The organism is Falsibacillus pallidus (assembly GCF_003350505.1).
In the GTDB taxonomy this organism is placed as follows: domain Bacteria; phylum Bacillota; class Bacilli; order Bacillales; family DSM-25281; genus Falsibacillus; species Falsibacillus pallidus.
Window position 1 is genome coordinate 84,853 of the sequence record NZ_QQAY01000005.1, and the last position, 20,108, is coordinate 104,960.

A 20,108-nucleotide genomic window follows, 5' to 3' on the forward strand; every position below is an offset into this window, starting at 1 on the left:
GATTATGAACCTTCGCATTCGTTTGAATTTACTGGGACTCATTCCATTGGTGCTCGCGATTCTCATGATTTTTTTCATTACTTCCCAGGTCATGCTTATTCAAAATTCCTCTAAAAACGATGCTGGCATCCTTGTCGGCGTCGAAAAATTCAGAGGTGATTTGACCAGCACAAAGCAAGGGTTGTCCAATTATTCGTTCAACCCATCCGATGCCAATTTGGCAGAAGCCAAAACGAGCTTAGACAATAGCAATGCATCCCTTCAGTCCCTTACAAAACAATTGAAGGCGCCTGAACAAAAAGCACTGTTGAAGAAAATCAGCGAAAAATACACGGAGTTGTCAAACGAATCGTCCAAAGCACTGGAGAACCAAAATAAACCTGCTGTAAACCGTCAGGCCATGCGTGTTTCCGGTATTTTGAATGATGTTTTTCTCTTGAATAAGCAGGCAAATGAGCTGTACAAAGCCAATCTTGATAAAACAAAGGCCAAAATCGGCTTCATTATCCTGTTTTCCATCATTGGAAGCATCCTGTTAGTCGTTCTTTCCCTGATCTTATCGTGGGTTCTATCCAACCGCATTGTCAAACCGGTCAACACAATGGTTAAAAATGCGGAACGAGTGGCGCAAGGCGATCTTTCCATCCAGATGGAGTCCGGAAAGCCGCAATCCAAATATGAATTGGACAAGCTTGCAGCAGCTTTCTCCCAAATGGTCATGAACCTCCGCGATACGGTACAGTCCATCGAAAAAGTCGGAGAAGACGTCCAGGAATTTGCTGAAGGTGTAACAAAGCAAATGTTCAACCTGACGGAAATCAGCAATCAAGTCGCAGCTTCAACTGAAGAGCTCTCCAAAGGGAGCCAGTCCATGTCAGATGAAATCCAGTCAACTGCCATTCATACTTCAGTCATGCGTGAAGCATTTGAACAAAATGTACAAGAGAGCCTCGAATCCTTATCGAAAAGCAAGGAAGCCCTCGAGTCAGTGGAAATTGGGAAGCAATCTCTTACAAAACAGAAGTCCCTTTCAGATCAAATGGCTCAGTCTTCTTCCGAAATCAGCCAGGCTGTGGCAGAATTCAGAAATTATACGGGCCAGATAGAAGATGCAGCAGTTTCTGTCAATCAGATTGCAGAGCAGACGAACCTTCTTGCCCTCAACGCTGCGATTGAAGCTGCCCGTGCAGGGGAAGCTGGAAAAGGATTCGCCGTTGTGGCTGAAGAAGTCCGCAAGCTTGCAGAGGATTCCTCCAAAGCGACTAAATTGATCACAGATATGGTAAAGAACATTAAGGATGGGATTCAGCACGTCATCGGCGCCGCGCAAAACGGCCAGGAAATCTCCGTCGACCAGGTTCATTCCATGGAAGAAACGGGCCAATCGTTCGAATCGATTTCCACTTCGGTCAATTCGATATTCAGCCAATTGAATGAACTCGTTTCTAAACTCCAGGATTCAAGCCACAAAAGCAGCGACATCCTGGCAGCCATTGAAAACATCAGTGCCGTGACTGAAGAGGCGGCAGCCGGCACCGAAGAAATTTCTGCTTCTACAGATGAACAGCTTCGCTCATTCAATCACTTGAATGAACTGATCAGCACCCTCCACCAAATGACGGAGAATATGAAAAAAGAAATGGATAAATTCACCCTTTAACTTTCTGCCAACCTACGGGTACGATATTCAGTCGTGCCCGCTTTTCTATTTTTATCCAAAAATATGCACATAAAGCGCATTTTCGCAGGATGCCAATTATTACATTCCCTTTAAAATTCCGTAACACGAAACGCCTCCCCTTCACTGTCCTGAAGCTTTATCCTGTGCTGTCAATGGTTTAATCGCTTCTATGAAAAATATGGGTTTTGTAACAAACATCTTCTTCCATAAACTACTACCTTACGTACCGACAAAAATCTCCTATAATCGTAAGAAGGATTATGAGTGTCGAATTCAAAAAGGTAGGGTGAATACATATGTTCTCAAATTCTGAAATTGGTATTGATTTAGGAACTGCAAACATTTTAGTATATAGCAAAAACAAAGGAATCATTTTAAACGAACCGTCCGTTGTGGCGATTGATACAGAAACCAAAAATGTCCTGGCTGTCGGTGCCGAGGCAAAAAGCATGATTGGGAAAACTCCTGGAAAAATCGTCGCAGTGCGTCCTTTGAAAGATGGCGTCATCGCTGATTATGACATCACTACTGAAATGCTGAAGCAAATCATGAAGTACGCCGGCAAAAAGCTTGGCTTCTCCATCCGCAAGCCAAATGTCGTTGTATGTACTCCATCCGGAGCTACGTCTGTTGAGCGCCGCGCTATCCATGATGCGGTTAAAAACAGCGGTGCTAAAACAGTCCATCTTATCGAAGAACCTGTAGCGGCTGCCATCGGTGCAGATCTTCCGGTTGATGAGCCTGTTGCCAACGTGATTGTTGACATCGGCGGAGGTACAACGGAAGTAGCGATCATTTCTTACGGCGGTGTGGTCACTTGCAATACCATCCGTATCGGCGGAGACCAAATGGACGAAGATATCATTCAATACGTCCGTAAAAAATACAACCTCCTCATCGGGGAAAGAACGGCTGAAACAATCAAAATGGAAATCGGCTACGCATTGATCGAACATGATGAAATGACAATGGACATCCGCGGACGCGACCTTGTTACAGGTCTTCCAAAGACGATTGCCCTTGTATCATCTGAAATTCAAACTGCATTGAAAGAATCATTGCTTCATGTTCTTGAAACAATCCGTGCTACACTGGAAAACTGTCCTCCAGAATTAAGCGGCGACATCGTTGACCGCGGAGTTATCCTGACAGGCGGCGGTGCGCTCTTAAACGGCATGCAGGATTGGTTGAGCAAAGAAATCGTCGTTCCTGTACACCTTGCAGCAAGCCCATTGGAATCCGTTGCTATCGGAACAGGACGTTCATTAACAGTGATCCACAAACTTCAAAAAGCAGCACGATAATTTTAAAAGCGCAAGCGACCTGATCAGCCCCGACCAGCATAAGACGGAACTCGAAGGAAATCCTGATTTCCGTAGAGGTACGGCTTATGATCTCGAGGGGCTGGGCGCTGGAGCTGGATAGATTTATTACCCTGAGAATTTCTACTCTCTAAAAAAGCGGACACTTCCTCGGAAGTGCCCGCTTTTCTTATTTCACCGAAGCGCTATGGTCAATTGTCACTTGAGAATCATCGTCAAACTGCTTCCGTATCTTTTTCATGAAATAGATTCCCAGCAGTCCAAGAATGGCCACGTAGGTTTCCACTGCCCACAGGTTTTTGAAGTGGCCTGTCTGTACAAAAACCAACGGGAAGTCTACTGCCGCATGGATGATGATCGCATAAACCACATAAGAGAACTTCTTCTTTTTCACTCCAAGCAATACGAGGAGCGAGAAGGCAAGCTGCATGAAAACAGCTGCGAAGCGTTCAACGCAGGCTAATAGATAGAAAGATACACCGTTGTTCAGCAGTCCGTCCTTTAGCGTCTTCAAAGTTTCAGCCGGCAAGTCTTTTCCAATCGTTGAATCAAGCACACCTGCATTCAACATGAAGGCGAAGATGATGTTCGGCACCACAATCATCAGTGTAAGCAGGATAGCCTCGATTCCACCCCAGCCAATCCCGAATGAAATACCAGACTTGTAATCCCGGAATTTTTTGAGCAGCCAGACAAATAAAATGAAGCGTCCCATTTCTTCAAAGATCCCCGCTGCAAACCCGCCGTATAAGCCGAACCATACCGGATGGTCAGCATAATTAGGAAACATGTTAATGACAATAACATGCAGGACTTTTTCAAGCACCTGTGAAAATACGATAAATCCAACTGCCCCAAGGATGAGAGGCTTTACTTCTATCCCCATTTTCTTTTTAGCCGTGATGATCATGGTGATAAATAAAGCAAATGAGAACAAGATCGGAACAAACATAGAAATGATGGTTGCTGTACTGACCATTACGATACCCCCTTATAATGTGTGACAAGCCAATTCGTTAAGACCCTGAATCCGTCCTCATGAAACGGGCGGGATGAAATGTTTTTATAGAGCTTTTTCAGCTTAAGGATTTCCATCTCCTCCTGCTGGACCCGCATGCCATGCTCCATGCCGGGGATGATGTGAAATTCTGCATCCTCCTTCACCAGTTCCGGAAGTTCGTTCAAAATCGCAGGATCGACGTGGGCATCTTTATCCCCGTGAATGGCGAATACGGGGAAATCCGCTTTTTTCAGTCCCTCTCTCGGATCATATAAAAAATGCTCCCTGAACCACTTTGCAGGCTGCTTGATGAGACCACTCACTTTATAGACAGGCTTCTTGGACTGAAACATCTTATCCATCAGCTTGGCTGCCTTCTTTTCCTCTTTTTCTTCATTGATCAATTTCCTCATCAACATTCCCTTGAGGCCCTTCGAGTTCCTCAGCTCTCTGTAGGCAAGCTTCCTTTGATGCTTCAGATACTCGTCTAAATTGGCCACGCCGCCTGATACCAGCATCAGCCCATTGATCTTTTGGCGCTCTGAAAGGGCTGTACCAAGAATAGTCCCTTCACTATGGCCTATAACGATGATGCGGTCTTGATCCACCTGGGGATGTTCTTTTAAATACAGCAAGCACCTCTCCGCATCATCCACCAGGTCCCACATTCCCGCTGATAGCAGATCCTTCGTGCTTTTTCCCGTACCCCTCTTGTCATATCTGAGCACGATAAAGCCCAATTCAGCAATCCTTCCAGCCAGTTCTTTGTAAAGATTGAATTGGAACTTCCCCTTTGGCCCATTTCCATTGCGGTCGATTGCACCCGATCCGGCAATGATCAGAACCGCAGGATAAATTTCTTCCCCTTCTGGTATGGATATCGTTCCGAATATCGGATGTTCTCCCTGTATCTCTATCTCATTTTCCTTCACATTCATTTTCATCCCAATTTCCCCTTTGTTCTTCTTAGGCATCACTCATTTTTCTGGAATGATGATGTTGGCGATTTGTCTTGGTTTCCGTTCTTCTGAGGGCTCATTTTTCATGGCTTCCATTAATAGTGAAGCAAGCTTTCCTGTAAGGTCTGCGAATTCCTCATCGGACAGATTAATGCTCGCAACCCGATAGCTGACCCCGTCTCTCGGGAGGTCGATGTCTCCCCGGTCCAGGTAATTTTCAAACTGTCCCATAAGATAGGCTTGAAATGTCATGAATAAATTCAAATGCTCTTCTTTCGATAATGCCTTCAAGTCATCCGCTGTATGGATCGTCGGCGACTTGATGGCATACACCCTCTCAACCGTTCCTCGGATCTGATTTTCCTCGACGACTTGAATCATCTCCGCCTCTAACAGTGTATTGAGGTGTCTATATAAGGAGGCCTGCGATACCTTATCAAGTCGATTGGCGATTTGCTGAACAGTCATTCGATTTCCATTGGCAAGCTGTTGGATGATTTTGATACGGACTGGATGCATTAAAATTTTTGCCTTGGAAGTATTCATGGGATCTCCCTTCAATTTAAGATTATTATCACTTTTGATAATAATGAACCCAAAAAATATTTTTTGTTCTCATTTTTGATAATAATACATTTTTTGAGAATGTCAAGTTGGATCCGGAAATTTCCCATTTTCAAGGGGGTGAGGAGCGGCATCTGGGGGGATTTGCTCTGAACTTTTGGGGCTAACCGGCGCACTTTTGGGGTTAACCGCTCAACTTTTCTACGCAACCGCTCAACTTTCCGGCGTAACCCCTCAACTTTTCAGCTCTACCCCTCAACTATCCTTTTTTATTGAAATCCCATCCCCTCAAGGAGCTTCCACTTATCTTTCCCCGAAAAAAATAGGAACCCCGCTTCCGGAGTCCCTCCATTATTTCTTATGATTTTCGCAGCTTAGATGGTCGCCAGGTCAGCGAGCAATACTTCGAGGTCGCCTTTTTTGGCAATGTTTTGGCTTGCTTCCCTTGCCAGCTGCAGGTTCTCTTCTTTCAGCACATCGTTTCCTGCTATTTTATATCCTCGCGCCAATGCTTCGTAGGCAAACGCCAAGTCGAAATCACCCATGCCTTTCTCCAGGCAAATATCGAGGCAGCGCTGTGCGTGGTACAGAGCAGGCTCTGCCCTTCCTGCGACCGCGTATGCACGTGAAACCTGCCATTCTCCCCTTGCCAGATTAATTGGTGCTCCGACGATGCCCCAGTGATGCCTGGATGCATGCGCCATATGAATCATTTCATCCGTTTCCTCTATTGTTCTTTCCTTCTTCTCCATCAGATCCCATACGCTATTAAAATATTTGACCGCGAGCTCGCGGTGATATTCAGATGCTGTCTTTTCAATTTTCACTTCTGTTGCCACATAAATCCCCCCTGTTTTTCAATCCTATTTTTTTATTCGCCAAGAATAGGTCAATCCCTTTATTTCCATGAAAAAGTGATCCAAAACCGCTTTCCAATCGTTTACTGCATATAGAAAATTTGAGCAGTGTCCATGTTTTTTAGTATGATGGAGTTATTCATACTGCTAAAAAAAGGAGGACGCTATGTCCGACATTAAGGATATTGAACTTTATACGAGAATGCGCCAGAAAGACAAAAGCGCATTGGAAGCATTATACGATAAATACGAAAAGCTTCTGTACTCATTCGCGTATAAAATGACCGGCAGCCAGCAGCATGCCGAAGATGTCATTCAAGAAGTGTTCATTAAGCTCTGGCGGGAACATGCCCCCTATTCGAATGAAAAAGGGAAATTTTCCTCCTGGCTGATCACCATGACGAGGAACACTGCGCTTGATGTACTGCGGAAGCAAAAGAACAATCAGTCCTACGAATATATAGAAAATGATTCGCTTCAGGTGGATGAAACAACTCCTGAAGACCTGGCTGAATGGAAAGAGAAGCGGACGGTGATTCGACGCGCTGTCAAATCACTCAAAGAGGAGCAGCAAAAAATCATTGACCTTTTCTATTTTAAAGGGCGCACACATAAAGAAATTTCTGACTCGACTGGATTGCCTTTAGGAACTGTCAAAGGAAGGATCAGGCTCGCATTGAAACATTTGCGGACCATCATCGAAAAGGAAGGAGGGGGATCAAATGAATACTAACCTTTGTGAAAATCTAATCGATTATTTTAACCATAGCCTCACAGACGAAGAGACAAAAGCATTCGAAGAGCATCTCAAAGAATGTCCGGAATGCCGCGAAGAGCTGGAAGAACTGATCGAATTGACCGGCGACCTGGCTTTTCAAACAGAACCTATTACCCCTCCTGAAGGTATGAAAGAACGTGTCCTTACGCGAGTATTTGAAGATGATGAAGAGGCTTCGTCTACAATTACATCACCTTCCGTTTTTGAAAATCCGACCCCACTGGAAACAGCAAGGGAGAAAAAATCATCGAAACGGAAATGGCTCATCCCGGCAATGGCGGCTGCCCTATTCCTGTCACTCGGGGCAAACTTTTATCTAGGCTCACAGATGCAGAAAGAACCCGAGCAGCCTAAAACCGCTGCCATCGACCACATCGTCCGACAGCTGGCACTGAACCCTGTTGATGGAAATGCGGCAGGAACCGCATCATTTGTCAAACAGAACGGAAATGTCAGCATGGTCATTCAAGCATCCCAGCTGAAGTCACTGAAGTCAGATGAGGTTTATCAAGTATGGCTCATCAAGAACGACAAGCCATATCGTGCCGGAACATTCACCACCTCAGATGATGGAACTGGAACGGTCGTCTACACGATGACCGACAAAAAAGACCAAGACCTTTCCCAATGGGATACGGTAGCCATCACCCTTGAACCAAATGCTGACAGCCAGACGCCAAAAGGCGAAATGGTGCTCGCATCCAACCTCTAAAACCAGCAGAATCTGCTGGTTTTTTCTTTTTGCAAGGCTCTTTTCTCAAAGTTTGTGGCATTAGTCATTAAAGCAGGTTCACTTACGCAATCAAAATAGCGTATATAGCTCAAAAGAGCCTGGATACTAAATTGCAACGCACTAAACAGCTAATTTCGCGTTAAAATCGGCAGTAAGATTTTAACGACACTAGTTACGAAAACAGCATTTTGCAAAACTTTTTTATCACTTTTTTGAAAGTTTTTTATAAAAAAGTGATCCAACTGTGATCCTCCTTCGTTATCTATTTGAAAAACAAACAAAAAAGGAGAGATTCAATATGAAAATCCGCAAATCCATTCTAGCTATCCCACTAAGCATGTCATTAGTCCTTCCTGTTACGGCAACATCATTTGCAGCTGAGCAAGCGAAACCATCCGTTACAACACCAGCAGCTGAGTTAAGGACTTCCCTGGACCAGCTTTTGACTGAGCACGCATACTTAGCAGTTGAAGCAATGCGCAAAGGCGCTGAAGGAGCAAAAGACTTCCAAGCTTCCGCAAATGCATTGAACGCCAACGCCGATGATCTTGCCAAAGCCATTACATCTGTTTACGGAGCCGAGGCAGGAAAGCAATTTGATATGATCTGGAAAAACCATATTGGTTTCTTCGTTGACTATGTAAAAGCAACCGGCGCCAATGACCAGGCCAAAAAAGATGAAGCATTGAAGAAACTCGATGGCTACAGCGGCGAGTTCGCCAACTTCCTTGCCAACGCAACAGGCAAGCGGCTCGAAGCCAACTCATTAGCTGAAGGGCTTCAAATGCATATTAAACAATTGATCGGTGCATTCGACAGCTATGTGGCTGGAGACTACGCCAAAGCATACGATTATGAGCGCCAGGCGATTGCCCACATGGCAATGGTATCAAAAGGGCTATCCAACGCCATCACTATGCAATATCCCGATAAATTCGATAATACAATGGCTGTGACGCCAGCAGTCGAATTGCGTTCAACACTTAACCACTTATTGACAGAGCATGCCGGCCTTGCGGTTGATGCGATGCAAAACGGATTGGATGGTTCAAAAGACTTCCAAGCTTCTGCCGACGCATTGGCTGCCAATACAGATGATCTATCGAAAGCCATCGCTTCTGTTTACGGCGATGAAGCAGGGCAGCAATTTAAAGATATGTGGACAAAACATATCGGATTCTTCGTCGATTATGTAAAGGCATCTGCTGCCAATGACGATGCGAAAAAGCAGGAAGCGTTGAAAAATCTTGACGGCTACCGCACAGACTTCTCCAAATTCATTGAATCCGCAACAGAAGGAAGAGTCGAAGCAGGTGCACTTGCAGACGGCCTTCAGGAACATGTTAAACAATTGACTGGTGCATTCGACAGCTATGCGGCTGGAGACTATGATCAGGCGTATACTCAAGTCCGTGAAGCATATGCACATATGCTGATGCCTGCTAAAGGCCTTTCCTCTGCATTTGTCGACCAGTTCCCTGACAAATTCATGGGCGAAATGCCATCTCAAATGCCTAAAACAGGTATGGGCGGTACATCACAAGAAGACAGCCAAGTACCATTTGAATACCTTCTTGCAGGTCTATTTGCAGCAGCTGGGGCTACGACTCTTGCATTACGCAAAAAAGCTGCGAAACAATCTTAATTTAGTAGAGTAGAAGGAGGGGCCTCCCCCTCCTTTCATCACTCTATAGAAAGGAGCATCCACAATGAAACTAAAGCACTTATCCCTTCTTTTTTTCGCAATTGCCCTGTCCCTCGCTGCAGCTGGATTTGTCACATCAGGGAACCAATCTCCCGATAATGAAGAAAGCCACAGACGCGAAGTCCCTGTGCATAAAAACTCTCATGAAATCTCTACGACCACTGCCCCATCCGCCTATGCCGATAAAATCATCAAGGATGAACGGACCGGCATTGTCCCTGTAAGGATTGAAATCCCGGTGATCGGCGTGGACGCTAAAGTGGATAAAGTCGGCCTCCTTTCCAATGGAAAAATGGACGTGCCGGCAAGCTTTGAAGGTACAGGCTGGTATGAAGGCGGGTATAAACCGGGCGAACCCGGTAATGCCGTCATCGATGGCCACGTTGACAGTAAAAAAGGACCCGCCGTCTTCTATTACCTGAAAGAATTAAAAGCAGGCGATGAAATCATCGTAACTGGTGAAAACAACGAAAAGCGTGTATTTGAAGTGACCGGCGTCGAAACATACGTACGCGACGAATCACCCGTGAAAAACATATTCGGCTTCTCCTACAGCAGCAATCTCAATTTGATTACCTGTGCCGGAAAATACGATCCCGTCACAACCGAAAACTCCAAGCGGCTCGTCGTTTATTCTAAGCTGAAAGATAGTGAGTGATAGAAGTTAGAAGTGAGCACAAGCACGACCCGAATTTTGTCGAATGACGGCAGGTAATCCTGCTCTGGCGCATAAGATGGTCTTTTTCGCGCATAGACCTCGTTTTCCCGCGCATAACGCCAGAAATTGGCGCATAGCCTGGCACTTCCCGCGCATAAGCACCATTTTCTGGCGCATAGAGCCCCCCGCCTCCCCCAAAAAACAGTAAAAGCAGCCCCCTAGGACTCAGAAGGCTGCTTTTTTGCTTGTTTTAGTTGACTTGCCCGCCTGCACTCACATAGCGTGCATCAAATTCTTGTACAAATTGGTTGGCAATTGCTGTGTCATGGATGATCAGCATGTTTTCGTCGTTGTTCGTGTTGCCGTTTGTGCTCCAGTTCGTTGATCCCACCACAACGGTCGGATCGCTTGTTGTATCTGCATCGATGATCATTGTCTTCGCATGCATTTTTCTTGTTTCGTTATCCGGGAATACCGGCGCCGGGTTGTTCCAGCGAGTATTTGGATTGTCGGTTGAGGATTGGGATGCCGTAACCCCTCTCATTTCCACGCTCGCAGACCACCATTGGTTCCAGTAGCTGGAGTCATAGACACCCTTCACATCGAAGCCGGTCAATGTTCCGGTTTGATCAAGGTAGGAGCCTTCCCATTTATTTTTCAATTCATCGACAAGCGCTTGGTCGCTCCAGGCAAAAATCGTGAAATATGCACTGTAGTCTGCTTCATTTTTCACAAGGTTGGCCAGATGCCCCAATGCATCGTCCCCGCCGGAAAAATACAATTCTACTTTTTTTCCGCCGATGGTAAAGACGTGCGGAGTGTTGTCTACTTTACGTGTGTTGAAGTTGGCTGCAGCTGCATCCGGCTGTGTCGTGCTGCTTCCCCACATTTCATTGAATTCTGTCAGGTAGGCTGCTGCCATCTCAGGAGAGTGGATTTCAACAGAATGCTGCTGATTTCCATCTAAAATTCCCTGCTCCATGTTTGCATCGTCGCCGTACAGGCCTGTCACTGTGAAGTTCCAGCTTCCGGTGTAGATCCATTCGTTATCAATGTTCGCGAATTTGTTATGCATTTGGTGGCCAGGAGAATAATAGGCTCCAGCTGACTTCTCTTCGCCATTTACAAAGAGATGCCCTGTCGTGGATGTATTCCCTACCATAACCGTTTGAGTTGGGATATCCGATAGATCTGAAGGAAGCCCGTATTGAGACCTTTTCGCCGCATCCTCTACAGCAAACATCGGCGAATCAGAGAAGATATGGACATCATCGCTTGTTCCAAGGACGCCGTCTTCTCCCCGCTCCATCTTTTCCAGATCGAGGCGCATTGTTTCGTATCGTTCTATATAGTTCGGATCTGTTGCATCTTTTGCATCCGCTAAAATTCTGACTTGCACGCCTTGCGCTGCTTTTTGCATAAGTGTGTCGATAATACGTGGAAGATTAATTTCATATGTAGCTAGATCGATTGATTTTGTGGCACTGTTCAATCGTTTGATTAAGCGATTTTCTAAATTGACGTTGTAATTGGCTTCGTTTCCTGCTGACGCATACTGTGTGAGTGCACTCTTGTTGAAATACACATTGATGGCGCCAAGATCTTCGCTTACGTGATTGATGTGTTCAGTGGTTTTGGCAGATCCCGAATTAAGGGCCTTCGGTGTTCCATATCCGCCGTTATAAGAAGTTGTAGAACTTCTCCAATTTGAAGAGGAATTGCCGTCAGCTGCAGGGTCGATGCGCTCCATCGCTGCTTTTGTCGTGTTGTCTCCTGCATACCAGGCATTGACTGAATCAATGAGGCTGTTTTGAGAATCATAGAGTTCCAGAGCTTCGTCTGAGTTTCCAAGTGTTCCAGAGTAAATCATATCTGCTGCCAGATATGGCACCGTATCATCATCCGTGCGTTCTAAAAGGAAGTATCCTTTCGCAGGAATGGTACCTGTAAGATTGATGCTGACTGAACCATCCTGGGTCTTGAGCGACCATCCGGATAAATCAATATCTGATGAAGTCGGATTGTAGAGTTCCATCCATTCATCGTTATAAGAAGTTGTCGTTCCCATCCATGCCACTTCGTTCACGACGACGTCGCCGGCTGTTGCCGCTGACGCTTCCTTCACGTTGGCTGGAATCAAAAAAGTACCAGTGATAATTGCTAAAGACATAATACTAGATAATAATGCTTTCACTTCTCCACCTCTTTTGTTTGATTTAGGAAAACGTTCCAATATTAATTTAAACATGTCGAATTTTGTAGATAAATAGGCAGATAGTTCCGTCATTTATTGATTTTTTGTAAAGGCTTAAAGGTAAATGGATGTGTTTATCTTGAAATAAAATCCATCGGCTTTTGATATGTAGTTCCAAACGACTGTTTATTGCAGCAAAAAAGCCTGAGGTATGTACCTCAAGCTTTTTTATATGGTGGATATTGGTAAAAGTATTTAGGGTAATCTTTCATTGTATACCTTCTATAACCCCTTTTCGTCATTATTCACCTTTTTCTTCTTTTTCCTTAGAAGCCGACAACTGTTGATTGGACTGCTTCATTTCATAAGTTATTTCATCGAGGCTTTGACGCACGTTCCCTTTTCCGGAGAGGTTCTCCAATAGGTTCTTTACATCAATCCCGGAGGAAGCCTTGAGCGACTCCTGCAATGTGGACATAAGGTTCGTTGCATATCCCGTCACCTTATTGGCGCCGCTGTTCTTTCCGTCGCTGCCTGTATCCACCACCGTAATTTTATCGATATTGCTGAGCGGGCTCGCGATTTGCTTCGCATATTCCGGAAGCATTTTAAGCACCATGTCGAGTATGGCTGCTTGCCCGAACTGCTCGAACGCTTCGGCAATCTTCCGCTTCGCTTCAGCTTCCGCAACCCCTTTGAGGCGGATGATTTCTGCCTCAGATTCCCCTTGTGCACGCTGGGCATCGGCTTTGGCGATCCCGTCGATCCTGACTCTTTCACCTTCAGCTTTCGCCAATGATTCAATGCGGTATTGATTCGCATCGGCTTCTGCCATCTGCTTCATTTTTTCAGCTGATGCTGCCTGCTCAACAGCGTAGCGGTCGGCATCGGCTTTCTTTTTCACCTCTGAATCGTACTGGCGCTCTCTGCGAAGGATTTCTTTCTCCTCGAGTTCGATCTGCTTTTGGCGCTCGATGATGCGGATTTGCATTTCCTGCTCCGTTACTTCCTGCTTGGAGCGGGCTGTTTCCAGATCATATGCCTGATCGGCGCGAGCCTTGGCAATGTCCTGATCGCGGCGGTAATCCGCAATCTTCATTTGGTTCTCTTTTTCCGCTTCAGCGATTTCTGTGGCGCGCTCCAACTCAGCACGCTTAGCATCCTTGGCCGCTTCTGCACGCTTGATCCGCGTCTCTTTTTCTGCTTCAGCGGTTGCGATGTCTGCGTCCCTGCGGACCTGTGCGATCCTTGGCTTCCCTAAAGAATCAAGATAGCCGTTTTTATCGCGGACATCTTTGATGGTGAATGAGACGATGATCAGCCCCATTTTGGCAAGGTCCTGTGATGCGACCCTTTGGACTTCCTGTGAAAATTTATCTCGATTTTTATAGATTTCTTCAACAGTCATCGAACCGAGTATGGAACGCAGATGTCCCTCGAGCACCTCTTTCGCTTCATTTTCCCGGTCTTCTTTCGACTTTCCGAGAAACTGCTCTGCTGCTGTCGCAATTTCTCCGATGGAACCACCGATCTTGATGATGGCCGTACCATCCGCCATGACCGGCACACCCTGTTCTGTGTATACTTCAGGCGTTGTGACTTCCAGTTTGCTTGATAAGAGACTCAGCGGCTCTGCCTGTTGGAACACAGGCAGGACAAATGTTCCTCCGCCTCGAATGATTTTGATTTTATTGCCGGATTCATCCACATGGACGTTCTTTCCGCCAAGATAGCTTCCTGTGACGATCAGCGCCTCATCCGGTCCGACCGTCCGATATTTTGTAACGAATACCCCGATAAGAGCAAGAATTAAAAATGCTGCAATCCCAATTATGATCCATATCATACCCATATGTGCATCCTCCCTGTTCTGTCTTTTTTATAGTTCTTCCTGGGGAGAAACAAAAACCACTCCCTGTTTTACATCTATGATCAGCACTCTGGTGCCTTCTGTAATGCTTTCCTCATCAAAGCTTTTTGCCGATTTGGCAATGACGCCGCTCTTGCTTTCAATCAATACTTCCCCATATCCATCGACCGGGATGCTGAGAATGACTTTGCCTATCCTGCCTCTTAACGAATCCTCCGTGTAGCCGAGCGATTCCTCCGCCCTTGATAATGGGATAAACACAAAGATATTCAATATCGAATCCAGGACAAGGGCGATCAATATGGAAATTACCAGGATCGTCATGCTTCCAAGTCCTGTAGCGAACTCCAGGATATAGCCGCTTGCCGATACAAATGTGAAAAATGCGAGGACGACTGCCGGATTGATCCATCCTCCGGGATCCGCAATTCCATGAATGGCATGAAGAAGATCGCTGAAGAGAACATAGAGCACAATTAAACTTCCTGAAACTATTAGTATTGTTAAATAAATGCTCTCAATCGCCGTTCCAAAAAGCTCCATCTCTTCTCATCCCTTAGCTGGATTGTTTTTCTTCTTTTATCATACTTTTTAACTTATTCAGCTCTGCCTCTACTTCATTCTCCAATGTCCATTCTTTCAATTCTTCTTCGAGGGAGCGGTTCCCGCCATTCAACTCTTCCCACGCTTGGGCATTTGCTTCTTCCCTTGCCACTTTTTCTTCCATTCTGGCAAATCCGCTCTTGGCTCCTTCCGAGTTGGAAGTTGAAAGTGCTTGATTGATAGACGATTTTGCTTGAGCTGCCTGCGCCCTTGCCGCTAGTGTATTTCTCTTTAATTCCATCTCACGGTACTCACTTTTCATCACGCTGAGCTTTTCCTTCAAGTCCACAACGTGCTGCAGTGTCATCGTATGGAGCTCTTCCAGCTGCACCAGCTCTTTTTGCAGCCTCATCTTATCTTCAATCACTTTTTTGGCCAAGTCCTCTTTCTGCGTTTGCAGGGCTTCCACTGCCTGCGATTGCCTCATATCAAGCAGCTCTTTCTGATTGACTATCTTTTTTCCAAGGAGCCTTTCCTCCGCAATCATTTTGGCAGTCGCCCGTTCCGCCTCCGAAACCTCCTGGTTCATCTCCCGCAAATATTGGTCCATTAAATGCACCGGGTTTTCCGCTTTATCCACCATGGCATGCAATTCTGCTGCTACAACCGTTTTGACCCGTTTGAACAATTCGAACATAATAAAACCTCCTTCGTATTTGGCGAAGCGATTCGCTTTCATACCTTATCTACGAAGGAGGCTGTAAAAAGTTTCAATTTTTAGAAAAATAAATACAATTTACTAAATAACTTCTTCCCACTGTGAATATAAAGCCTCTTTTTCTGCTTCTTTTTCCTGCTGTCGTTCATAGAGCGTTTGAAGTAGATCCAAATCGGTTTCCGCTAGCATCTGGTTTTGGATTTTTGCCAGCTCGCCTTCTACTTCTTCCAGCTTCTTTTCAATTTCTGCCGGATCTATCTTAATTTCCTCTTTCTTTACTGGCTTCGATTCCAAAACGGGCTTTTGTTGTTTTACTTCTTTCACCTGGTCTTCGTTCTCGCTCATTTCCTGCAATTTTTTCTTGGCCCATTCATAGCCGCCATCAAAAAAGTGAAGCTTTCTATTTTTTAAGCAATAGGTCTTATCAAAAAGTTTATTTAAGAAATAGCGGTCATGGGATACTGCCAGAATCGTTCCTTCAAAGTCCTCGAGTGTGTCTTCGAGCACTTCCCTCGAATCGATGTCGAGATGGTTCGTCGGTTCATCCAGAATCAGTACATTCACATCCTGATGCATAAGCTGAGCGAGCCGGAGCCTCATTCTTTCTCCTCCGCTCAAGCTGCCCACCTTGCGAAAAACCGAGTGTCCATAAAACAGGAACTTAGCGAGGATATGCCTCGCATCCCCTTCCGTAACAGACACTTCATCCCGAAAGACGTCAATTAAAGAAGCGTTTGAATCATGGTACACATGATGCTGGGAGAGATAGCCAATCTTTACATTGCTCCCGATTTTCGCTTCGCCGCCATCCAACGGAAGGTCGCCAAGGAGTACTTTAATGATGGTCGATTTTCCCGTACCGTTCTCCCCTATGATGGCTGCCCGGTCCAAATATTGAACCTGCAGCTGAAGGTCCTCGAATAGCACTTTATCGGGGAATGCTTTCCGGCCATCCTTGATCATGAGAACCTCCTTCCCCGAACGATCTGCCGCATCGAGCTGAAGATTCATTTTCTTCCTTTCCAGCACTGGACGCTTTAATTTATCCATTCGCTCAAGCGCCCTCTCCATGTTTCGAGCCCTTTTATGAAGCCCCTCATTAGGCGGGTTTGCCCTGTTCGCCCACTCTTTCAGCCTTTTGATCGCTTCCTTCATCTTCTTGATTTTCTTCTGCTGTTCTTGATAGGCTTGAAATTCAACCAGCAGCCGCTCCTCTTTTTCCTTTACAAAACCTGAGTAGTTATGGTGATAAAGCGTGATTTCCCCATCTTCCAAATCAAGAATCCTTGTCACTACTTCATCAAGGAAGTAGCGGTCATGGGAAATGATGATAATGGTTCCGGCGTAGTCATTTAAGTACTGCTCAAGCCATTCGACCGCCCCGATATCCAAGTGGTTCGTCGGCTCATCCAACAGGAGCAGGTCTGGTTTTTGCAGCAGCAGATAGCCTAAACATACCTTTGTCTTTTCCCCGCCGCTCAGCTGAAGGAAATCCTGTTCAACCAAAGCATTGATCTGCAGCCCATTGACGATGGAGGCAATATTTGCTTCCATTTCATAGCCGCCAAGAAAGGCAAACCGTTCCTGCAGCAGCCCGTATTTTTCTAATATTCTTTCCATCTGGCCACCAGGCTTTTCTGATCCCATCTCTCGTTCAAGTTTCCTCAGCTCTTCCTCGATCACTTTCACATCCTTAAAGGCAAGATTCAACACATCCCTCGCCGTGAACCCTTGGGGGAACTCCGGGATCTGCGGCAGATACCCGATTTTTGTCCCTTTCTTAAAATGGATCTGTCCTTCATCCACTGCTTCATAGCCCGCCATCAATTTAAAGAGGGACGTCTTTCCCGTTCCGTTTCTTCCAACAAGGCCAACCCGGTCGCCTTCATTGATTTCAAAGCTCAAATTCTCAAAAATCTTATTCCCGCCGAACATTTTACTGATTTCATTTACACTGCATATCGTCATTTGAATTACTCCTTTTTACTTTTTTTGCAATAAAAAAGACCACGGGCAAGGTATACTTCTCCCGTGGTCTCATGCGGCATTCGAATGCCATTAATTTTGGATATAAAAAAAGAGAGCAAAGGCTCGCTCTCTTCATCCGTTTACATGAAAGGACTCCTTAATGGGTCAAGAGATATCTCACCGTTCTGTTTTCATATGAAATTTCTAAAAAAGGGCAGACTGGTCCCTTTATTGAAATTCGCATGAAAAATTGCACGGCAAATGTAGATAAACTCTAAAAATTGACCTTGCAATCCAACAGAACTTTTCATCTCTTGACACACCTCCTTTAATGTCTGAAATATAAAATTATTATAACTCTTTAACAATAAGATATGCAAGAAGAACAAAGAAAAAGCCTGCAAAATGGGCGTTTGCAGGCGAAATTTCTTATCGGTTATCGATTGTTTCAGGATAAAGATCATGATTCATCATGCGGTACTCGGCCATTTTTTCATACTTCGTACCAGGACGGCCATAGTTTGTGTATGGATCAATGGAGATGCCGCCGCGTGGAGTGAATTTTCCCCACACTTCGATGTAGCGCGGATCCATCAATTCGATCAAGTCATTCATAATGATGTTCATGCAGTCTTCATGGAAATCTCCATGGTTGCGGAAACTGAACAGGTATAACTTGAGTGACTTGCTTTCTACCATCTTCACTTCCGGGATGTAGCTGATATAGATGGTGGCAAAATCCGGCTGTCCTGTTTTCGGGCATAGGGATGTGAATTCAGGGCAGTTGAATTTTACAAAGTAGTCGCGGTTTTGGTGTTTGTTGTCAAATGTTTCAAGGATGTCCGGGGAGTATTCAAACAGGTAGTTGGTTCCCTGGTTTCCTAATAGGGTAACATCTTGAAGTTCTTCATCTTTTCTTCCTGACATGGTGATACCTCCAATGCGTTAAGCAAATTTATACAAATAAAAAAACCATACCAAAAATGGATATGGCCTGAATTTCTCAATTGGCTATCCATAGTTTTTTAACGAGGGTTTGGCTATGAACCTCATGTTTCATTTTAGGTGGAACTTTTTCTTCGTTATCATAGAATAGATGTCGATTTTTGTCAATGAGAATAGGGTCTAGGCCCTTCGGAGGAAAGTATTGGATATTTACACAATATCGTATCCATTACTATCTACTTCCATTATATAGTGTTATGATTGAGTTAAATCTACTATTTGGAGTGTTATGCGATGCAGAACCTCATTAACGATCTGACCAAAATCCTTCTCGAAGGCGATTGGTTCAAAGCCGAGGATTGGCTTGAGGAAACGAAGAGCCTTGGCTACTCGCCCATCGAGATTCAAGAAGATATTATAAAAGCATCCATGTACAATCTCGGACGGTTCTGGGAAAAAAATATGATCACTGTAGCGGATGAACATCTTGCTACCATTACTGCCGACTTCCTTCTGACAAGGCTGCAGCCTGCACAAGCTCCAGCTGCGCCAAAACCGCTCGCCATGCTTTTTTGCATAGAAGGCGAGGAGCATTATATCGGGTTGAAGATGTCAGCTTCGATTTTACGGGAAAATGGCTGGAATGTAAAAATGCTCGGATCGAATCTTCCCATCGACCATGCCGTTTATTTTGCACGCAAATGGAAACCGGATTTAGTCGGAATGTCCATCTCCATTTCCACTTTGCTTCCTAATCTATTAAAATGCGAAGAAAAAATCAGGGCGCTTCCTCATCAGCCAATGACATTGATTGGCGGGAGATTGGTTTCACTTTACAACCTTGAATCCCATATCGATGAAAAGACTATACTGGTATCCGATTTATATGATCTTGAGAGATGGGCTGCGGATTTTTCGAGTGCAGAAGAAGTCAAGCAAATTTAAAAAGGTGGAATTTATGTGTTTATTATCGAAAACATCCCCATCCCCTTCTTTATTTTAGATTTTAACTATAAGATTCTTGATTATTCAGATGCAGCTTACATTTTCTCCTTCCGCAACTCCTTCATGGATCTCGTGGATAAAGAGAGTCAGGCAAAAGTCAGCAAAACATTTGCAAGGAAAGAAATGCCTGGAGGGAGCTTTGAAGTTAATCTGATGCAAAAGGATCAGCCTGTCCCCTTGAATTATGAAATTTTCTTTTCTTTTATCGAAAACACATCAAACTACTATGTCTTATGCATCCCTAAAAAAGAAGATACCAAATTGATTCGTCATCAGATGAACCTTCTGCGGGAACAATTAATGAAAGATGATCTATCCAAGTTTGATCAATTCAAACGAAAAGAGTGGATTCAGTTTTTCCAGCCTGTATTGACAGACCGGCAAATTGCCAATATGCTGGGTGACCATGAAGGATTAAGAGAGTCAATTGCACGGCTCGAACGTGTTCAGGAACAATTCGGTAATTTAAAGCCCGATATAATCGAATCCGGAAAGATTGAAAGCCTGATGGAAATTGAAGAAGAACTGGAAGAGCTGAAATCAACGCTAGACTTCTACTCTACCATCCTTCCCATTTCCAAGCAGTCGTTTATAAAATAGTAAGAGAG

At 44.9% G+C, this 20,108-nt stretch carries 19 protein-coding genes; 8 read left to right on the forward strand and 11 right to left on the reverse strand.

The genetic code is table 11. From position 1 onward, the window contains the following. Window positions 1-4 precede the first annotated feature (4 nt). Window positions 5-1,660, forward strand: a complete 1,656-nt coding sequence (locus DFR59_RS10805) for a methyl-accepting chemotaxis protein (protein WP_114745653.1) — start codon at window positions 5-7, stop codon at window positions 1,658-1,660. A 317-nt stretch (window positions 1,661-1,977) separates the two neighbouring features. After that, the gene (gene mreBH / locus DFR59_RS10810; protein ID WP_114745654.1) at window positions 1,978-2,985 is read left to right on the forward strand and encodes a rod-share determining protein MreBH; all 1,008 of its coding nucleotides are present in this window, start codon (window positions 1,978-1,980) and stop codon (window positions 2,983-2,985) included. Window positions 2,986-3,172: 187 nt separating this feature from the next. Here the strand turns inward: mreBH and DFR59_RS10815 are convergent, their stop codons facing one another. From DFR59_RS10815 to DFR59_RS10830, 4 genes are all read right to left on the reverse strand, one after another. Continuing rightward, entirely contained in the window at window positions 3,173-3,982 is an 810-nt protein-coding gene (locus tag DFR59_RS10815; RefSeq protein WP_114745655.1) for a YhfC family intramembrane metalloprotease, read from the reverse strand. Next, the gene (locus DFR59_RS10820) at window positions 3,982-4,947 is read right to left on the reverse strand and encodes an alpha/beta hydrolase family protein (RefSeq protein ID WP_245948454.1); all 966 of its coding nucleotides are present in this window, start codon (window positions 4,945-4,947) and stop codon (window positions 3,982-3,984) included. The genes DFR59_RS10815 and DFR59_RS10820 overlap by 1 nt, the downstream gene beginning before the upstream one ends. A 33-nt stretch (window positions 4,948-4,980) precedes the next feature. Further along, on the reverse strand, window positions 4,981-5,508 hold the full coding sequence (locus DFR59_RS10825; protein WP_114745656.1) for a helix-turn-helix domain-containing protein: 528 nt from the start codon (window positions 5,506-5,508) through the stop codon (window positions 4,981-4,983). 392 nt (window positions 5,509-5,900) lie between these two features. Further along, the gene (locus DFR59_RS10830; RefSeq protein ID WP_245948455.1) at window positions 5,901-6,365 is read right to left on the reverse strand and encodes a hypothetical protein; all 465 of its coding nucleotides are present in this window, start codon (window positions 6,363-6,365) and stop codon (window positions 5,901-5,903) included. 184 nt (window positions 6,366-6,549) lie between these two features. Between DFR59_RS10830 and DFR59_RS10835 the strand changes: the two genes are divergently transcribed. From DFR59_RS10835 to DFR59_RS10850, 4 genes are all read left to right on the forward strand, one after another. Further along, entirely contained in the window at window positions 6,550-7,116 is a 567-nt protein-coding gene (locus DFR59_RS10835; RefSeq protein ID WP_114745657.1) for an RNA polymerase sigma factor, read from the forward strand. Further along, complete coding sequence (locus DFR59_RS10840; protein WP_114745730.1) at window positions 7,106-7,873, forward strand: anti-sigma factor; 768 nt, start codon at window positions 7,106-7,108, stop codon at window positions 7,871-7,873. Before DFR59_RS10835 ends, DFR59_RS10840 begins: the two co-directional genes overlap by 11 nt. A gap of 319 nt (window positions 7,874-8,192) precedes the next feature. Then, window positions 8,193-9,539, forward strand: a complete 1,347-nt coding sequence (locus tag DFR59_RS10845) for a copper amine oxidase (protein ID WP_114745658.1) — start codon at window positions 8,193-8,195, stop codon at window positions 9,537-9,539. A gap of 64 nt (window positions 9,540-9,603) precedes the next feature. Further along, window positions 9,604-10,257: a class F sortase gene (locus DFR59_RS10850; RefSeq protein ID WP_114745659.1), complete on the forward strand. Its 654-nt coding sequence runs from the start codon at window positions 9,604-9,606 to the stop codon at window positions 10,255-10,257. Window positions 10,258-10,507: 250 nt separating this feature from the next. Here DFR59_RS10850 and DFR59_RS10855 read toward each other — a convergent pair whose 3' ends face one another. From DFR59_RS10855 to queF, 7 genes are all read right to left on the reverse strand, one after another. Then, on the reverse strand, window positions 10,508-12,451 hold the full coding sequence (locus DFR59_RS10855; RefSeq protein WP_245948456.1) for a phospholipase D-like domain-containing protein: 1,944 nt from the start codon (window positions 12,449-12,451) through the stop codon (window positions 10,508-10,510). A gap of 301 nt (window positions 12,452-12,752) precedes the next feature. After that, window positions 12,753-14,303: a flotillin lipid rafts scaffold protein FloT gene (locus DFR59_RS10860; RefSeq protein WP_114745661.1), complete on the reverse strand. Its 1,551-nt coding sequence runs from the start codon at window positions 14,301-14,303 to the stop codon at window positions 12,753-12,755. Window positions 14,304-14,330: 27 nt separating this feature from the next. Beyond that, the gene (locus tag DFR59_RS10865) at window positions 14,331-14,864 is read right to left on the reverse strand and encodes an NfeD family membrane protein (protein WP_114745662.1); all 534 of its coding nucleotides are present in this window, start codon (window positions 14,862-14,864) and stop codon (window positions 14,331-14,333) included. 13 nt (window positions 14,865-14,877) lie between these two features. Next, a complete protein-coding gene (locus DFR59_RS10870; RefSeq protein WP_158538364.1) occupies window positions 14,878-15,561 on the reverse strand; it encodes a PspA/IM30 family protein in 684 nt (227 codons plus the stop codon). 102 nt (window positions 15,562-15,663) lie between these two features. Beyond that, window positions 15,664-17,550: a ribosomal protection-like ABC-F family protein gene (gene abc-f, locus DFR59_RS10875; RefSeq protein ID WP_114745664.1), complete on the reverse strand. Its 1,887-nt coding sequence runs from the start codon at window positions 17,548-17,550 to the stop codon at window positions 15,664-15,666. A 191-nt stretch (window positions 17,551-17,741) separates the two neighbouring features. Then, entirely contained in the window at window positions 17,742-18,014 is a 273-nt protein-coding gene (locus DFR59_RS20555; RefSeq protein ID WP_342768315.1) for an RAxF-45 family protein, read from the reverse strand. Next, window positions 17,980-18,477 (reverse strand): preQ(1) synthase, encoded by a 498-nt coding sequence (gene queF, locus DFR59_RS10885; protein WP_114745665.1) that lies wholly within the window; start codon window positions 18,475-18,477, stop codon window positions 17,980-17,982. The genes DFR59_RS20555 and queF overlap by 35 nt, the downstream gene beginning before the upstream one ends. Window positions 18,478-18,789: 312 nt before the next feature. Between queF and DFR59_RS10890 the strand changes: the two genes are divergently transcribed. Both DFR59_RS10890 and DFR59_RS10895 read left to right on the forward strand, forming a co-directional pair. Further along, window positions 18,790-19,440, forward strand: a complete 651-nt coding sequence (locus DFR59_RS10890; protein ID WP_114745666.1) for a cobalamin B12-binding domain-containing protein — start codon at window positions 18,790-18,792, stop codon at window positions 19,438-19,440. 15 nt (window positions 19,441-19,455) lie between these two features. Then, window positions 19,456-20,100 (forward strand): hypothetical protein, encoded by a 645-nt coding sequence (locus DFR59_RS10895; protein ID WP_114745667.1) that lies wholly within the window; start codon window positions 19,456-19,458, stop codon window positions 20,098-20,100. The last annotated feature ends 8 nt before the right edge of the window (window positions 20,101-20,108 follow it).

What these genes read in the sequence shown, in the direction of transcription:
- DFR59_RS10870 (WP_158538364.1), bottom strand. Translation starts at nt 15,561, where the DNA reads ATGTTCGAATTGTTCAAACGGGTCAAAACGGTTGTAGCAGCAGAATTG.
- DFR59_RS10890 (WP_114745666.1), top strand. Translation starts at nt 18,790, where the DNA reads ATGCAGAACCTCATTAACGATCTGACCAAAATCCTTCTCGAAGGCGAT.
- DFR59_RS10840 (WP_114745730.1), top strand. Translation starts at nt 7,106, where the DNA reads ATGAATACTAACCTTTGTGAAAATCTAATCGATTATTTTAACCATAGC.
- queF (WP_114745665.1), bottom strand. Translation starts at nt 18,477, where the DNA reads ATGTCAGGAAGAAAAGATGAAGAACTTCAAGATGTTACCCTATTAGGA.
- DFR59_RS10815 (WP_114745655.1), bottom strand. Translation starts at nt 3,982, where the DNA reads ATGGTCAGTACAGCAACCATCATTTCTATGTTTGTTCCGATCTTGTTC.
- DFR59_RS10850 (WP_114745659.1), top strand. Translation starts at nt 9,604, where the DNA reads ATGAAACTAAAGCACTTATCCCTTCTTTTTTTCGCAATTGCCCTGTCC.
- DFR59_RS10805 (WP_114745653.1), top strand. Translation starts at nt 5, where the DNA reads ATGAACCTTCGCATTCGTTTGAATTTACTGGGACTCATTCCATTGGTG.
- DFR59_RS10825 (WP_114745656.1), bottom strand. Translation starts at nt 5,508, where the DNA reads ATGAATACTTCCAAGGCAAAAATTTTAATGCATCCAGTCCGTATCAAA.
- DFR59_RS10820 (WP_245948454.1), bottom strand. Translation starts at nt 4,947, where the DNA reads ATGAAAATGAATGTGAAGGAAAATGAGATAGAGATACAGGGAGAACAT.
- DFR59_RS20555 (WP_342768315.1), bottom strand. Translation starts at nt 18,014, where the DNA reads ATGATCTTTATCCTGAAACAATCGATAACCGATAAGAAATTTCGCCTG.
- mreBH (WP_114745654.1), top strand. Translation starts at nt 1,978, where the DNA reads ATGTTCTCAAATTCTGAAATTGGTATTGATTTAGGAACTGCAAACATT.
- DFR59_RS10835 (WP_114745657.1), top strand. Translation starts at nt 6,550, where the DNA reads ATGTCCGACATTAAGGATATTGAACTTTATACGAGAATGCGCCAGAAA.
- abc-f (WP_114745664.1), bottom strand. Translation starts at nt 17,550, where the DNA reads ATGACGATATGCAGTGTAAATGAAATCAGTAAAATGTTCGGCGGGAAT.
- DFR59_RS10845 (WP_114745658.1), top strand. Translation starts at nt 8,193, where the DNA reads ATGAAAATCCGCAAATCCATTCTAGCTATCCCACTAAGCATGTCATTA.
- DFR59_RS10865 (WP_114745662.1), bottom strand. Translation starts at nt 14,864, where the DNA reads ATGGAGCTTTTTGGAACGGCGATTGAGAGCATTTATTTAACAATACTA.
- DFR59_RS10860 (WP_114745661.1), bottom strand. Translation starts at nt 14,303, where the DNA reads ATGGGTATGATATGGATCATAATTGGGATTGCAGCATTTTTAATTCTT.